The following is a 14,997-nucleotide window of genomic DNA, read 5'->3' on the forward strand; positions in this document are numbered from 1 at the left end:
ATGCGCATCTTCAAGGGCACTGACGGCGAAGGCTCCGGCGGCGTGGACGGCGCGTCCTCTTCCTGAGGTGACGCGCACGTCAGCCGGTCACAACCTCAAGGCTTGCTAAAGCACTCTTGCCGGGGTGTGGCCTGGCGCACACGATTGCCTCCTGGCTGGTGGACCTGGTTCCACCGAGGCCCACAGGGGGTGGACCGTGGAGCGACCGTGGGGGCTTTCAGGCCCTGAATTCCTTGAGCTGTACTGGATCGCGCTGGCCGCGTCGGTGGCGTTCGCGATCTTCATCCGAGTGCGCCTGCGGGGGACGCGGGGAGGCGCCCCCGCGGGTGCGCTCGGGCTGCTGGACATCGCTTACCTGACCGGCGGGCCTCGACGGGTGGTCGAGACGTCCGTCGCCGGTCTCATCGACTCGGGCGCCCTGGTGCCCGCACGCAACGGCGCCGTGCGCGTCGTCGGCACACCCGTCGCCGAACACCCGGTCGACCGGGCGGTGCTCGCGGACGCGAAGCGCTACCGCTACCGGACCCTGACGCTGCTGATCACAGCGGTGTCGGAGCTCGACGTGACGCACGAGGTCGGTCGCCGGTTGGCAGAACAGGGCTACTTGGTCGAGCGGAGCGTGGTGAAGCGCCGGTTGCGGACGGGTGTCCTGCCCATGGCGGTGCTGTTCGCCGTCGGTGTCGTGCGCTGGGTCAACGGTCAGCTGATCAGCGCGCCGGTGTGGATCCTGACGTTGCAGCTCGTGCTGACCGGCATCCTGATCTGGGGGCTGGTGCAGGCGGCCCAGGTGACGCCCACCGCGAAGGGGAAGGACGCGGTGGCGAAGGTTCGCGCGAGCCGGTCCGCCTCGCGGTGGGGAGTGACGGTGACCAACGCGGCGGACGCCGTCGTGATGGTCGCTCTCGACGGATTCAACAGCCACCCGAACATCACGTTGCGCGCCGCGGTGCGTCCACGCGCTCGTTCCCGGACCGCGGCGAGCGGGACCTACGCGGCCACCGCGTACGGCACGACGGGCAGCGTCGGGTGCGGCAGCAGCGGCAGCAGTTGCTCCGGCAGCAGTGGCAGCAGCTGTGGCGGTGGCGGCGGGGGTTGCGGCGGCGGTGGTGGCGGGGGCTGACGGGCTCCTTACGCTTCCGCGACGGGGGCCGGGTTCGGCCCGGCGGCTCCTAGGGTGGCGGCCATGACGTTCCTGTGGTGGTACGGCCCGGCGTTGGTCGTGGCGGTGGTGGTGGGCCTGCGGGTGAAGCGGGTCGCCGGCGCCGTGCCCGGTCGGCCGCTGTCGTTCGAGGAGATCGGGTACCTCGGCGGTGGCCCGGTGCGGGCGGTCGAGGTGGCGTTGGCCGGCCTGGTGGCCGAGAACCGGGCGAGGGTGTCCGGTCCGGTGGCCGCGGCGGTGCCCGGCGAGGAGCAGCCGGCGACCGCGTTGCAGGCGGTCGTCCTCGCCCGGCTCACGCGGCCGTGCGACCTGGACGAGCTGGTGGTCGGCGCGGCCACCAGCGGACCGGCCCGGCAGATCGGGCAACGCCTGGTCGCGGGTGGTCTGCTGGTGTCGCCACGACGGCGGCTGGTGCGGGCGTTGCTGGCGGTGGTGCCGGCGGCGGCGCTCGCCGTGGTCGCGGTTCTCACGGGTCCGGGCGGGTGGGTGACGGCAACCGCGCTGTCGGTCACCGGTGCGCTCGCGGTCCTGCTGCTGTTGGGTCCGCCGCCCGTCCTGACCAGGAGGGGCGCGCGGGCGTACGAGGAGGCCACGGCGGGCCTCGCCCCGGTCGACCCGGCCGAGGTGACCGCGCGGTACGGCTTGGTCCGCACCGCCGCCCCGTCCGTCCCGCCCGTGCCGCGCAGGGGGTCGGCACGGGCGGAGACGGCGGTATTCGACGGCGAGCGGGCGGAACCGATCGCACCTGCGGAAACGTCCCAGGCACCGTTGCCGCGGCGCAGGCGTGCCGTGGTGGTCGAACCGCAACGCTGGCAGCGCCGCAACGGGTGGCTGGTGGCGGGCGGGTGGTTCGCGGGCGGGTGGTTGGCCGCGCAGTGGTTGGAGGGTGATGACGGTGGCGACTCAGTGGACGCCGACTTCGGCGGGTTCGGCGGGTTCGACGCCTGAACCCGGGCTGGAGGAGCAGGCCTTCCTGGCCGGCGGTCCGGGCCGGGCGGCCGAGGTCGCGGTGGTGTCGCTGGTCGAGGCCGGCGCCGTGCGGATCTCACGCGAGGGCCTGGTCAGCAGAGTGGGAGGGCCGGGTCACGGCTGGAGCCCGCTGCAGGCGCACGTGCTGCGCCGGCTGCCGCTGCCACTGGGTGACGTGATCAGCGCGACCGCGAGCAGCGCCGAGGCGCAGTCGCTGGGGCGGCACCTGGTCGACCGGGGTCTGGTCACGCCGACCCTGCGGCGACAGGTGGCGCGGCGAACGCGTCACCTGCTGATCGCCGCGGCGGTGGGCGCGGTGATCGCGTCGATCGCGCTGGAACTGCCGTTCGAGTTGCCCTTCTTCTCGGTGGTGCTCGCGGTGGTGGGGTCGGTGGTGCTCAAGCGGATGGGCCGTCCGCTGACCGGTGCGGGGCGGCGCGTGGTGAAGCGGCTGGCGAAGGTCGCCGTGTCGCCGAACCGGCTCGCACTGGTCGCGTACAACGGTTTGCTGGGCAGGGTCGTGCGCAACGTCCACGTGTGGCAGGTTCTGGGCATCGAACCGGCCGCGGTGGCGACGTTGCGGCGGCGAAGGCGCAACAGCGGGGACGGCGCCGGGGGCGGTGGGTGCGGCAGTTGCTCCAGCAGCAGTTGCAGCAGCAGCAGCAGCAGCGGTAGTTCCGACAGCGGTGGTTCGTCGTGCAGTGGTGGTAGCAGTTGTGGCGGCGGTGGCGGCGGCGACTGACCGCCGGCCGAAGGCGACGAAAGGCAGGTGGCCCGTGGAGAAGCTCGGTGTCGGCATCGGGTGGCGGCCGGAGATCGACCTCACCGTCGAACGCCTGCCCGGCGTCGACTTCGTCGAGGTCGTCGCGGAGAACCTGCACGTCGGGCACCTGCCCGAGTCGGTCCTGCTCCTGCGTGAACGGGGTGTCCCCGTGCTGCCGCACGCGGTGTCCCTCTCGCTCGGTGGCGCGGAACCCGTGGACGCGCAACGGGTCGCGCACCTGGGCGCGCTGGCCGAGGCGCTCGACGCACCGCTGGTCAGCGACCACGTCTGCTTCGTCCGCGCGGGCGGCCTGGACTCCGGGCACCTCATGCCCCTCCCCCGCACCCGCGACGCGCTGGACGTCCTGGTCGCCAACGTCAAAGCGGTGCAACAGGACCTGCCCGTGCCCCTCGCCCTGGAGAACGTCGCCGCCCTCCTGGAGTGGCCGGACGGCGAGCTGACCGAGGGCCAGTTCCTCGCCGAGCTGGTCGACCGCACCGACTGCCACCTCCTGGTCGACGTCGCCAACCTCTACGCCAACGCCCGCAACCTCGGCACCGACGTGACCCGCTTCCTCGACGAGATCCCGCTCGAACGCCTCGCCTACGTGCACGTCGCGGGTGGCGAGGAGCACCAAGGCGTCTACCACGACACGCACGCCCACGCCGTGCTCCCGGAGGTGCTGGACGTCCTCGCCCAGCTGCGCGCCCGTGTCGACCCGCCGGGCGTCCTGCTCGAACGCGACGACGACTACCCCGCCGACGCCGAACTGGCCGCCGAACTGGCCGCGATCCGGGCGGTGCTGGGATGACCCGGCCCCAGCGCGAGCGGTTGGCCGCCGCCCAGGCGGAACTGCTGCGCGCGCTGCTGGCCGACGGCGCCGTGCCCGAGGGGTTCGACCCCGAGCGGGTGCGCGTCGAGAAGCGCGCGTTGCTGAGCAAGCGCCGCGGGATCGTGGAGATGCTCCGGCCCGACGTGGCCGTCGAGCTGGGCGAGCGGTTCCGCCCCCTGTTCGACGCCTACGCCGGGGCACACCCCAAAGAGGTCGGCACGCGCTTCCGCGAGGACGCCGCCCGGTTCGCCGAGTGGGCCGCGGCCCGGGGCGAGCTGGCACCGCCGAGGAAGAGGCGTTGGTGGCAGCGAGCAACCTGAGCACCGGCACGTTCCGTCACAGGGGCATGTGGAGACGGAGCTGGCCCCTGGGCGCGTTGTTCCTTGCCGCCTCGTGCGGCGTGGTCGACACCGGTGCCGAGACGGCGTGCACGCTGATGGGCACCCTCGTCGGCATCACCGTGAACGTGGAGCACCCCGATGTGGTTTCCGGGACGATCGAGGTTTGCTGGGACGGCTCCTGTGCAACCCCCTCGTTGGAGCTGCACCCGTCGACCCGGGGTGTCGAGACGACCTGCACCGGCACGTCACCGGACGACTCGTGCAGCGCTCGCTCCGAGCCGACGGGAGGCAAGTACGGTTTCGCCGACCTCCCGCTGCTGCCCCCGCGACCGGTCACGGCGAACCTGCGACTGCTGGACCAATCCGGTTCTCCTGTGGTGGACCGGGAAATCACGCTGACCCCCGAAATGGCCTACCCCAACGGTCCGCACTGCCCAGCGGGTGGACCGCAGGCAGGCATCGTGGTTAGTTCCGACGGCTCAGTTACCGAACGGTAGGTAACCGTTTACTCGGCTGAATTGGTCAAGAACATACCGACCAATCAGCGGCTGTCCGCGTTCTTCGTGACCTTTAGCGTCGGTGAGGTCATGGGCAACGTCGCTCTCGGTACTTCCGCCGCCACCGTGGGTAAGTAGCCCTTCCGGCCGCGTCCCGCCATGCGCGGCACCCCACCGGGAGGTTCGAGAGTTGAAGAGCAAACGCTGGCGTGGCGTGATCTGGGGGGCCGTGCTCGTCGCGGCCGGCCTCACGGCGAGCGGTCCGGGTGTGTCGGGGGCGCAGGACGTCCCGCCCGCCACCGGCGGCGAGCACCACGAGGTCACCCTGATCACCGGTGACAAGGTCGTGCTCCTCGGCGACGAGGTGAGCGCCCTGGTCGCCGCACCGGGACGGGAACGCACGGTGTTCCACAGCTACCGGCGTGACGGGCACCTGCACGTCGTGCCGCGCGACGCGGCGAAGGCCGTTTCCCAGGGCAAGCTCGACCCGAGGCTGTTCGACGTCACGGGACTGGTCGAGTCCGGCTACGACGATCGCCGGCGGGACACCCTGCCCCTGATCGTGACCGGTGAGCAGGAGCCGGCCACGGCCGGTCTGCGCGTCGGTCGGCCGCTGCCCGCGGTCGGCTCGTACGCCGCGCAGGTGGTCAAGTCCGAGGCAGCGGACACCTGGCACACGCTCGTGTCGAGGGCGAGCGTGCGCAAGGTGTGGTTGGACGGGTTGCGCCAACCGAGCCTGGACCGCTCCACCGCGCAGATCGGCGCGCCGACCGCGTGGCAGGCCGGGCACACCGGCAAGGGCGTGAAGGTCGCCGTGCTGGACACCGGCGTGGACCAGGACCACCCGGACCTGGCGGGCCACGAGGTCGCGGAGCGCAACTTCACCGACGACCCGGACACCACCGACGGCGTCGGCCACGGCACCCACGTCGCCGCGACGATCGCGAGTTCGGGCGCGCGGTACAAGGGCGTCGCGCCGGACGCGGACCTGTTGGACGGCAAGGTGTGCGTCGTCTCGGGTTGTCAGGAGTCGGCGATCGTGGCGGGCATGCAGTGGGCCGCCGAACAGGGCGCGGACATCGTGAACATCAGCCTGGGCGGCGGTGACACGACCGAGCTCGACCCGCTGGAGGAGGCGGTGAACACGCTGTCCGCGCAGACCGGCGTGCTGTTCGTGGTCGCGGCGGGCAACAACTCCCGCCCCGAGACGATCAGCTCGCCCGGCAGCGCCGACGCGGCGCTGACCGTGGGCGCGGTGGACCGGCAGGACGGCATCGCGCCGTTCTCCAGCCGCGGACCGCGCGTCGGCGACGGTGCGGTGAAGCCGGACATCACCGCACCGGGCGTGGACATCGTGGCCGCGAGGTCGAGCAGCGGCACGATCGGCACCCCGGCCGGTGACGGCTACGTGGCGATGTCGGGCACGTCGATGGCCACCCCGCACGTGGCGGGCGCGGCGGCCGTGCTCGCGCAGCAGCACCCGGACTGGTCCGGCGCGCAGATCAAGGCGGCGCTGGTGGCGTCGGCGCGGAGCAACCCGGCGCTGACCGCGTTCGACCAGGGCTCGGGCCGGGTGGACCTGGCCAAGGCGATCACCACCACGGTCACCGCCGAACCCGCCAGCCTGGCCCTGGGCCTGCAGAAGTGGCCGCACACCGACGACGTCCCGGTCACGAAGTCCGTCACGTACCGCAACAGCGGTTCGGCGCCGGTCACGCTGACGCTGACCACCGAGGTCAAGGGGCCCGACGGCGGTGCGGCGCCCGCCGGCCTGGTCGGGGCGTCCCCGGCGAAGGTGACCGTCCCGGCTGGCGGCGAGGCGACGGCCACCGTGACCGCCGACACCCGGCTCGGCGAGTCGGACGGCCTGTACGTCGGCTCGGTGGTGGCCACCGGCGGTCCGACGCCGCTGCGCACCGCGCTCAGCGTCAACCGGGAGGTGGAGAGCTACGACGTGGCGTTCAGCTTCCTGGACGGCTCGGGCGCGCCCGCGGCCGACTACTACACGTCGATCATCGGGCTGAGCAACGACACGTTCGCCTTCCCCTACGACGCCGACGGCTCGTTCACCCTGCGGTTGCCCAAGGGCGAGTACTTCACCAACTCCGACGTGGAGACCGACGACACGCGACTGGCGCTGCTGCCACGGCCGAGCCTGAACGTCACCGCGGACACCGCGGTGGTGCTCGACGCGCGCACGGCCAAGCCGGTGAGGATCACCGCGCCGGACCCGGCGGCCGAGGAGGCGTTGGGCGACGTGACGATGGTCCGCAACCACGGTGACCGGCAGGCCAGCGTGAGCACCGCGTTCCTCGGCGGCTTCGGCCCGGACGTCTCGATCGCGCACGTCGGCCCCCAGCTGGCCGCGGGCGGGCTGACCGCGTTGCTCGGCGCGCAGTTCCGCGGCACGCCGGACGGCGACAAGCCGGTGACCTACCGGTTCGCCTGGTCGCAGCAGGGCAGCATGCCGGTCGGGTTCGTGCGCGCACCGGCCGCGGCCGACCTGGCCGAGGTGCGCACGACGTTCGGCCCCGGTCCGGCGGGCCGCGAGTTCGGCCACGGCGGCAACCCGATCACGGCGGGCGGTGTCGGTGGCTGGGCGTGGCTGCCGTACGTGGCCTCGCCGGGTGAGGCGGTCAACCGGGTCACCACGGACCTCGCGTGGTCGTGGGGCTTCCTGCAGTTCGGGGCGGACGGCGCGGTCGAGGCCACGCTGACCTCGCCGGAGCGCACCTACCAGCGGGGCGGGTCGCACGAGGAGCGGTTCAACGACCCGGTCTTCTCCCCCGCGCTGCCCGAGTCGCGCTCGCCGTACCTGGCGCGCAGCGGCGACGAGATCAGCTTCGCGCTGCCGCTGTTCACCGACCGGGCGGGCAACGGCGGCAACGCGGCGGTCTCGTCGGCCCGGACCACGTTGCTGCGCGACGGGGTGAAGGTCGGTGAGACGACGTACGCGGCCAACGGGCTGTTCGAGGTGCCCGCGGGCGCGTCGGCCTACCGCGTGGAGACCGACGCGGTGCGGGCGACCGGCACGTCGGAGTTCGCCACGAGGGTGAGCGCAGCGTGGACGTTCCGCTCCGACACCGCGGCCGGCGACCAGTACGTGCCGCTGCCGTTGTCGGTGGTGCGGTTCACGCCGGAGCTGGACGCCGGCGGCGCCACGCCGAAGGGCCGGTCCCTGCGGGTGCCGTTGACCGTGCAGCAGCAGGAGGGCGCGGCCAACGGGCGGGTCGACCGGGTCGACGTCGAGGTGTCGTTCAACGACGGCACGTCGTGGACCCCGGTGCCGGTGACCGCGGGCGTGGCCACCATCTCCAACCCGAACGCGGCCGGCTACGGGTCGCTGCGGGTGCGGGCGACCGACAGCAACGGCAACGCCTTGGAGCACACCGTGATCCGCGCCTACAAGATCGCCTGACCCGCTCGGGGAGGGGCGTCCGCGACCGGCGGGCGCCCCTTTCGGCGAGCAACGCCCGTTGGGCTACCCGGCCGACCGCGTGCACCGCGTTGGGCCGCTGAATCCGCTCCCCCGACTGGTTAGCGTCGAGGTGTCGGGGGGCGATATTCACCATTCGGTGCACACGCATTGCGCTTCGCCTCCCGCTCAACCAGATTCGGGAGGTATCTGCGTTGACTCCGAGATCACGCAAGCGCGGTGTCGCTTGGGGGACCGCGTTGCTCGCGTTCGGGCTGGTCGCCGGCACCGCGTCGGCGACCGCGTCACCCGCACCGCCACCACCGGGCCGCGCCGACGGCGAGCGGCACACCATCACCCTGATCACCGGTGACCGGGTCGTCGTCGCCGGCGACCGGCTCGTCTCGGTCACGCCGGGGCAGGGCCGCGACGACATCACGTTCCACCGGTTCCTGCGCGACGGCCGGCTGCACGTCATCCCGCGCGACGCGGGCGGTCCGCTCGCCGACGGGAAGCTGGACCTGCGCCTGTTCGACGTCACCGGCCTGGTGGAGGCGGGCTACGACGACGCGCGGCGCGACACCGTGCCGCTGATCATCACCGGTGACCAGCCGCGCGCCGGCGTCCAGGTCACCCGGGCCCTGCCCACCATCGGCGCGGTGGCCGCGCGAACCGCCAAGTCCGAGACCGCCGGCACCTACCAGACCCTGGTGCGGGACCCGGGTGTCAAGAAGATCTGGCTGGACGGCATCCGCCAACCCAGCCTCGACCGATCGGTGGCGCAGATCGGCGCGCCCGCGGCGTGGCAGGCCGGGTACACCGGCAAGGGCGTCAAGGTGGCCGTGCTCGACAGCGGCGTGGACCAGACGCACCCCGACCTCGCGGGCCGGGAGGTCGTCGAGCGCAACTTCACCGAGGACCCCGACAACAGCGACCTGGTCGGCCACGGCACGCACGTCGCCGCCACGGTCGCCAGCGCCGGCGCCGAGTACCGCGGTGTCGCGCCCGACGCGCAGATCCTCGACGGCAAGGTGTGCTCCCTGGGCTGCGCCGAGTCCTGGATCGTCGACGGCATGCAGTGGGCCGCCGACCAGGGCGCGGACGTGATCAACATGAGCCTCGGCGGCACGGACACCCCGGACGTCGACCCGCTGGAGCAGGCGATCGAGACGTTGTCGGCGCGAACCGGCACGCTGTTCGTCGTCGCGGCGGGCAACTCCGGCGCACCCGAGACGCTGAGCTCGCCGGCCAGCGCGGACGCGGCGCTCGCCGTCGGCGCGGTGAACCGGGACGACAGCATCGCGGACTTCTCCAGCCGCGGCCCGCGCGTCGGCGACGGCGCGCCCCGACCGGACATCACCGCGCCGGGCGTGGACATCGTCGCGGCCAAGTCCAGCACCGGCCGGATCGGCACGCCGGTGGGCGACAAGCACGTGGCGGTGTCCGGCACCTCCATGGCCACCCCGCACGTCGCGGGCGCGGCGGCGTTGATCGCCGAGCAGCACCCGGACTGGAACGGCGCGCAGATCAAGGCCGCGCTCATGGCATCGGCCAAGCACAACCCCGCGCTGACCGCGTTCGACCAGGGCACCGGCCGCGTCGACCTCACCAAGGCCATCACCACCACGGTCACCGCCGACCCGCCGTCGCTCGCGCTGGGCCTGCAGGAGTGGCCGCACGACGACGACGTGCCGACCAGCAAGGAGTTCACCGTCCGCAACGGGGGCACCGCGCCGGTCACGCTCGACCTCACGATCGACGCCAAGGGCCCCGGCGGCGCGCCCGCGCCGACCGGTGTGTTCACCGTCAGCCCTGCCGAGGTCACCGTGCCCGCGGGCGGTGAGGCCAAGGCGACCGTCACCGCCGACACCAGGGCGGCGACCGCGGACGGCACCTACGGCGGCGCGGTCGTCGCTTCCGTCGGCGGCGTGGAGCTGCGCGTGCCGGTCGGCGTGAACCGCGAGGTGGAGAGCTACGAGGTCACGTTCGACTTCGTGGACGCGAACGGCAGCCCGGCGGTCGACTACTTCTCGTTCCTCGTCGGCCTGGACAACAACAAGGTCCTCTTCCTCGGCGGTGACGTCGGGACGGCCACCGCCCGGCTGCCCGTCGGCGAGTACCTGGTCGTGAACGAGGTGCTGACCGACCGGGCGAAGAACGCCGTGCTGCCGATGCCGAGCCTGCGCGTCGGCCCGGACACCACCTCGGTCACCGTGGACGCCCGCAAGGCCAAGCCGGTCTCCATCACGGTCCCCGACCCGGCGGCGGAGGTGCAGTTCGGCGACCTCCTGATCACCCGCAGCCGGAACGGGCAGCTGGTGACCGCCATCGGCACGGGTTACCAGGGCGGCTTCGGCGACACCGTGTCGATCGGCCACGTGGGCCCCGAGCTGCCCGCCTCCGACGTGTCGGTCATGCTGACCACGCAGGCCACCGGCACACCGGTGGGCACGACCCCGGTGAACTACCGGTTCGCGTGGGCGGAGCACGGCAAGGTGCCCACGGGCTTCGTCCGCGCGCCCGCCAAGCGGGACCTCATCGAGGTGCGGTCGGAGTTCGGACCCGGACCGGCGGGCAAGTCCTACGGCTTCGCCGGCTTCCCCGTGCTGCACAACGCCGTGGGCAGTCTCGGCGTGGACGTCCCGGTGACCTCGCCGGGCAGGTCCCTCGACTACGCCACCACCTCGTCGGGCGTGGGATGGCTGTGGTCGCTCGCGCAGTTCCAGGACGGCGCGATCGAAGCCGTGCTCGACACCCCGCTGCGCACCCTCCAGCAGGGGCGCACGTACCGGGAGCGGTTCAACTTCCCGGTGTTCGGACCGGGGCTGCCCGAGAGCCCGTTCCCGTACCTGTCCCGGACCGGCGACGTGGTCGAGTTCGCCCTGCCGCTGTTCGGCGACCGGGACGGCAACTTCGGAGGGTCGCTGACGTCGTCGGCGCGGACCACGTTGTCGCGCAACGGAACCGTGGTCGGCGAGACGGCGGAGGCGGCCCGGGGCCGGTTCCCGGTGCCGCCGGGCGCGGCGAACTTCCGCGTCGAGACCGAGGCCGTGCGGGCACCGGGCGTCTCGGAGTTCTCCACCGCGATCAGCGGCGCGTGGACGTTCCGCTCGGACACCGCGCCGGGTGAGCGGCGGGCGCCACTGCCGTTGACCGCGGTCCGGTTCACCCCCGCGCTCGACGCGAACGGCGCCGCGCCGGCGGGCCGGCTGCTGCGGGTGCCGCTCGTGGTCGAGCAGCAGGAGGGCGCGGCCAACGGCCGGGTCGACCGGATCCGGGTCGAGGTGTCCTTCGACGACGGCAAGACGTGGTCGACGGCGCCGTTGGTGGGGCGCACCGCGTTCGTGCGCAACCCCGGCACCGCCGGGCACGCCTCGCTGCGCGTCAAGGGCTCCGACCGCAACGGCAACACGTTCGAGCAGACCGTGATCCGCGCGTACAGGATCCGCTAGCCGGAGAGGGGGCATTCGCACTCGCGAATGCCCCCTTTCGGATAGCTTCGAAGTCGTTGGGGGGCTTCGACAATTCCGGCACACCGCCGCGGCCGCGAGTCGGCGGCGCCTTCCGACCGCGCTCTCCACCGCGCACAACCGGATTCGGGAGGTATCTGTGTTGACCGCGAGATCACGACGAACCGCCTCGGCCGCCCTGGTCGCGGCCGGGTTCGTCGCCACCACGGCCACGGGGGCGGCCGGCGCGTCGCCCGACCCGGCGCGCCACCACGCCGTCGGATCGACCCTCACCCTGATCACGGGTGACCGGGTCGTGCTCGACGGCGCGGCGGTCGTGTCGGTCCAGGCCGGTCCCGGCCGCGACCGGATCGGCTTCCACACGTTCCACCGGGACGGCCGGTTGCACGTCGTGCCGCGCGACGCCGCCCAGCCGCTGGCGAACGGCAAGCTGGACCTGCGCCTGTTCGACGTCACCGCGCTGGTGGAGGCGGGCTACGACGACGCGCGGCGCGACACCGTGCCGCTGATCATCGCCGGCGACCAGCCGCGCGCCGGCGTCCAGGTCACCCGGGCCCTGCCCGCCGTCGGCGCGGTGGCCGCGCAGGCCCCGAAGTCCGACGCCGCCGCGACGTTCCACGCGCTGGTGGCCAACCCGGGCGTGGAGAAGGTCTGGCTGGACGGCGTCCGCAAGCCGAACCTGGACCGCTCGGTCGCCCAAATCGGGGCGCCCACCGCGTGGCAGGCCGGCTACACGGGCACGGGCGTCAAGGTCGCCGTGCTGGACAGCGGCGTCGACCAGGCCCACCCCGACCTCGTCGGCCGGGAGGTGGCGGAGCACAACTTCACCGACGACCCCGACGCCACCGACCGGATCGGTCACGGCACGCACGTCGCCGCGACCATCGCGAGCAACGGCCCCGAGTACAGGGGAGTCGCGCCCGACGCGGGGATCCTCGACGGCAAGGTCTGCTCCTTCAGCTGCTCCGAGTCCTGGATCCTCGGCGGCATGCAGTGGGCCGTCGACCAGGGCGCCGACGTGGTCAACGTCAGCCTCGGCGGCACCGACACGCCGGGTCTCGACCCGCTCGAAGAGGCCGTGAACACGCTGTCCGCCCAGAGCGGCACGCTGTTCGTGATCGCCGCGGGCAACTCCGGCCGATCCGCGAGCGTCGGCTCGCCGGGCAGCGCGGACGCCGCGCTCACCGTGGGCGCGGTCGACCGGGACGACAGCATCGCGCCCTTCTCCAGCCGCGGCCCACGCTCGGGCGACGGGGCCGTCAAGCCCGACGTCACCGCACCGGGCGTGGAGATCGTCGCCGCGAAGGCCGCCCACGGCCAGATCGGCACGCCGGTCGGTGACGGCCACGTCGCGGTGTCCGGCACCTCCATGGCCACCCCGCACGTCGCGGGCGCGGCGGCGTTGATCGCCCAACAACACCCCGACTGGACGGGCGCGCAGATCAAGGCCGTGCTCATGGCGTCGGCCAAGCACAACCCCGCCCTCACCGCGTTCGACCAGGGCACCGGCCGCGTCGACCTCACCAAGGCCATCACCACCACGGTCACCGCCGACCCGCCGTCACTCGCGCTCGGCCGCCAGTCGTGGCCGCACAGCGACGACACCCCGATCACCAAGGACATCACCTACCGCAACACCGGCGCGGACGCGGTGACGTTCGACGTGTCGGTCGACGTCAAGGGCCCGGACGGCAACCCCGCACCCGCGGGCATGTTCACCGTCTCCCCCGCGACCGTCACCGTCCCGGCGGGCGGCGAGGCCAAGGCCACCGTCACCGCGGACACCGAGGTCGGCGCGGTCGACGGCATGTTCGCCGGCGCGGTGCTCGCGGGCGACGTGCTGCGCACGCCGGTGAGCGTCGACCGCGAGGTCGAGAGCTACGACGTGACCGCCACGTTCCTGGACGCGAACGGCCAGGCGCCCACGCGGTACAGCGGGATCGTGATCGGCCTGGACAACGACACGTTCACGTTCCTGACCGACACGGACAACACCGTCACCACCCGCCTGCCCAAGGGCGAGTACATCGCCTACGGCGAGGTCACCACCGGCGACCCGCAGGACGGTCGGGTCGCCATCCTCTCGCAGCCCGGTCTCAGCGTGACCGGCCCGGCGGCACTGCCGTTCGACGCCCGCGCCACCAAGCCGCTCAAGGTCACCACGCCCGACCCGCACCCGACGCCGGTGCTCGCCGAGGTGCGGGTCACCCGCACCCACCGGGACGCGCGGGCCGGGGCGGGCTCGCTGTTCATCGGCGGGTTCACCGACGGCGCCACGATCGGCGGCCTCGGTCCGGCGCTGCCCGACGACCAACTCGACGTCATCGTCTCGACCCAGACGATCGGCACGCCCGTCGGCACGACCGCCGTCCACTACCGGTTCGCGTGGCTCGAACGCGGCCGGGTGCCCACCGGCTTCGTCCGCGCGCCCACCAAGGGTCAGCTCGCCGAGGTGCGGACGAAGTTCGGCCCCACACCGGCGGGCCACCGGTACAGCCACGGCGCCGGGCCCACCGCACCCGACGGGTCCAACCCGCTGGGCGCGCTGTTCGAGGTGCCGGAGGGCGGCGACGCGGTCGACTACCTCACCGGTGACGACTTCAGCTGGCACTGGTTGGCCTCGCAGCACGACGCCGCGGGCAGGTCCGTGGCCGACTACTCGATCGACGACACCACCTACCGCAACGGCCGCACGCACCACGAGCGGTTCGGCTTCCCGGTGTTCGGCCCCGGCCTGCCCCCGTCCCGGTACGACTACCTGGCCAGGCTCGGCGACCGGCTCGTGGTGCAGGTGCCACTGCTCAACGACGCGGAGAACCACCTGGGCGGTGCCGCGGCCGAATCGTCGCGCACCGCGCTCTACCGGGACGGGCAGAAGATCGGCGAGGTCGCGCAACCGGGCGGCCAGTTCGCCGTGCCCGCGGGTGAGGCCGGCTACCGGGTCGAGGTGGACTACGTCCGCGCGCCCGGCGTCTCCGACCTGACGTCCCGGGTGACCGGCTCGTGGACGTTCCGCTCCGGCACCGTGCCCGGTGAGCAGGCCCGCAGGCTGCCGCTGTCGGTGGTGCGGTTCACGCCGCGTCTCGACGCCGACGGCAGTACGCCCGCCGGCCGGCTGCTGCGCATCCCGCTCACCGTGGACCAGCAGCAGGGCGCGGACAACGGCCGCGTCCGCAAGGTCGAGGTCGACGTCTCGTTCGACGACGGCAAGACCTGGTCGAAGGCCCCGGTCATCGGCGGCGCCGCGCTCGTGCGCAACGCCGACCGGGCGGGCTACGCCTCGTTGCGCGCCAAGGGTTCCGACAGCAAGGGCAACACGTTCGAGCACACGGTGGTCCGCGCCTACAAGATCGACGCAGGCAAGATCGGCTGAGCGGTCATCGACAGAGAGGGGGCATTCGCTCGAACGTATGCCCCCCTCTCCCGGATTACAACGGTGAGTAATCACCCACTGGCCTGTTCGGGTGGCCAATTCCCCACTAAGAGACGCTGACCTCACCCTGACGGGTGGATAGCGTCGAAGTCGTTGGGGGGCTTCACTGTTCCGGTCA

The 14,997-nt window shown here is 72.9% G+C and carries 9 protein-coding genes; all 9 read left to right on the plus strand.

The genetic code is table 11. The features are described 5' to 3' along the window. Positions 1-196 precede the first annotated feature (196 nt). Complete coding sequence (locus tag AB0K14_RS31150) at positions 197-1,120, plus strand: TIGR04222 domain-containing membrane protein (protein WP_360456759.1); 924 nt, start codon at positions 197-199, stop codon at positions 1,118-1,120. 63 nt (positions 1,121-1,183) lie between these two features. Continuing rightward, complete coding sequence (locus AB0K14_RS31155; protein ID WP_360456762.1) at positions 1,184-2,107, plus strand: TIGR04222 domain-containing membrane protein; 924 nt, start codon at positions 1,184-1,186, stop codon at positions 2,105-2,107. Continuing rightward, positions 2,055-2,870 (plus strand): TIGR04222 domain-containing membrane protein, encoded by an 816-nt coding sequence (locus AB0K14_RS31160; RefSeq protein ID WP_360456765.1) that lies wholly within the window; start codon positions 2,055-2,057, stop codon positions 2,868-2,870. Before AB0K14_RS31155 ends, AB0K14_RS31160 begins: the two co-directional genes overlap by 53 nt. Positions 2,871-2,904: 34 nt before the next feature. Next, positions 2,905-3,702, plus strand: coding sequence for a DUF692 domain-containing protein (locus AB0K14_RS31165; RefSeq protein ID WP_360456768.1), 798 nt, complete (start codon positions 2,905-2,907; stop codon positions 3,700-3,702). Further along, positions 3,699-4,043, plus strand: coding sequence for a hypothetical protein (locus tag AB0K14_RS31170; protein ID WP_360456770.1), 345 nt, complete (start codon positions 3,699-3,701; stop codon positions 4,041-4,043). Before AB0K14_RS31165 ends, AB0K14_RS31170 begins: the two co-directional genes overlap by 4 nt. Before the next feature lie 26 nt (positions 4,044-4,069). Then, on the plus strand, positions 4,070-4,561 hold the full coding sequence (locus AB0K14_RS31175; protein WP_360456772.1) for a hypothetical protein: 492 nt from the start codon (positions 4,070-4,072) through the stop codon (positions 4,559-4,561). Positions 4,562-4,751: 190 nt separating this feature from the next. Continuing rightward, entirely contained in the window at positions 4,752-7,979 is a 3,228-nt protein-coding gene (locus tag AB0K14_RS31180; RefSeq protein ID WP_360456775.1) for a S8 family serine peptidase, read from the plus strand. A gap of 212 nt (positions 7,980-8,191) precedes the next feature. Then, positions 8,192-11,428 carry a S8 family serine peptidase gene (locus tag AB0K14_RS31185; RefSeq protein WP_360456777.1) on the plus strand — a complete coding sequence of 1,079 codons (3,237 nt, stop codon included), beginning with the start codon at positions 8,192-8,194 and terminating at the stop codon, positions 11,426-11,428. 160 nt (positions 11,429-11,588) lie between these two features. After that, a complete protein-coding gene (locus tag AB0K14_RS31190; protein WP_360456780.1) occupies positions 11,589-14,819 on the plus strand; it encodes a S8 family serine peptidase in 3,231 nt (1,076 codons plus the stop codon). Positions 14,820-14,997: the final 178 nt, after the last annotated feature.

Source organism: Actinosynnema sp. NPDC050801 (assembly GCF_040673975.1).
Taxonomy (GTDB): Bacteria; Actinomycetota; Actinomycetes; order Mycobacteriales; family Pseudonocardiaceae; genus Actinosynnema.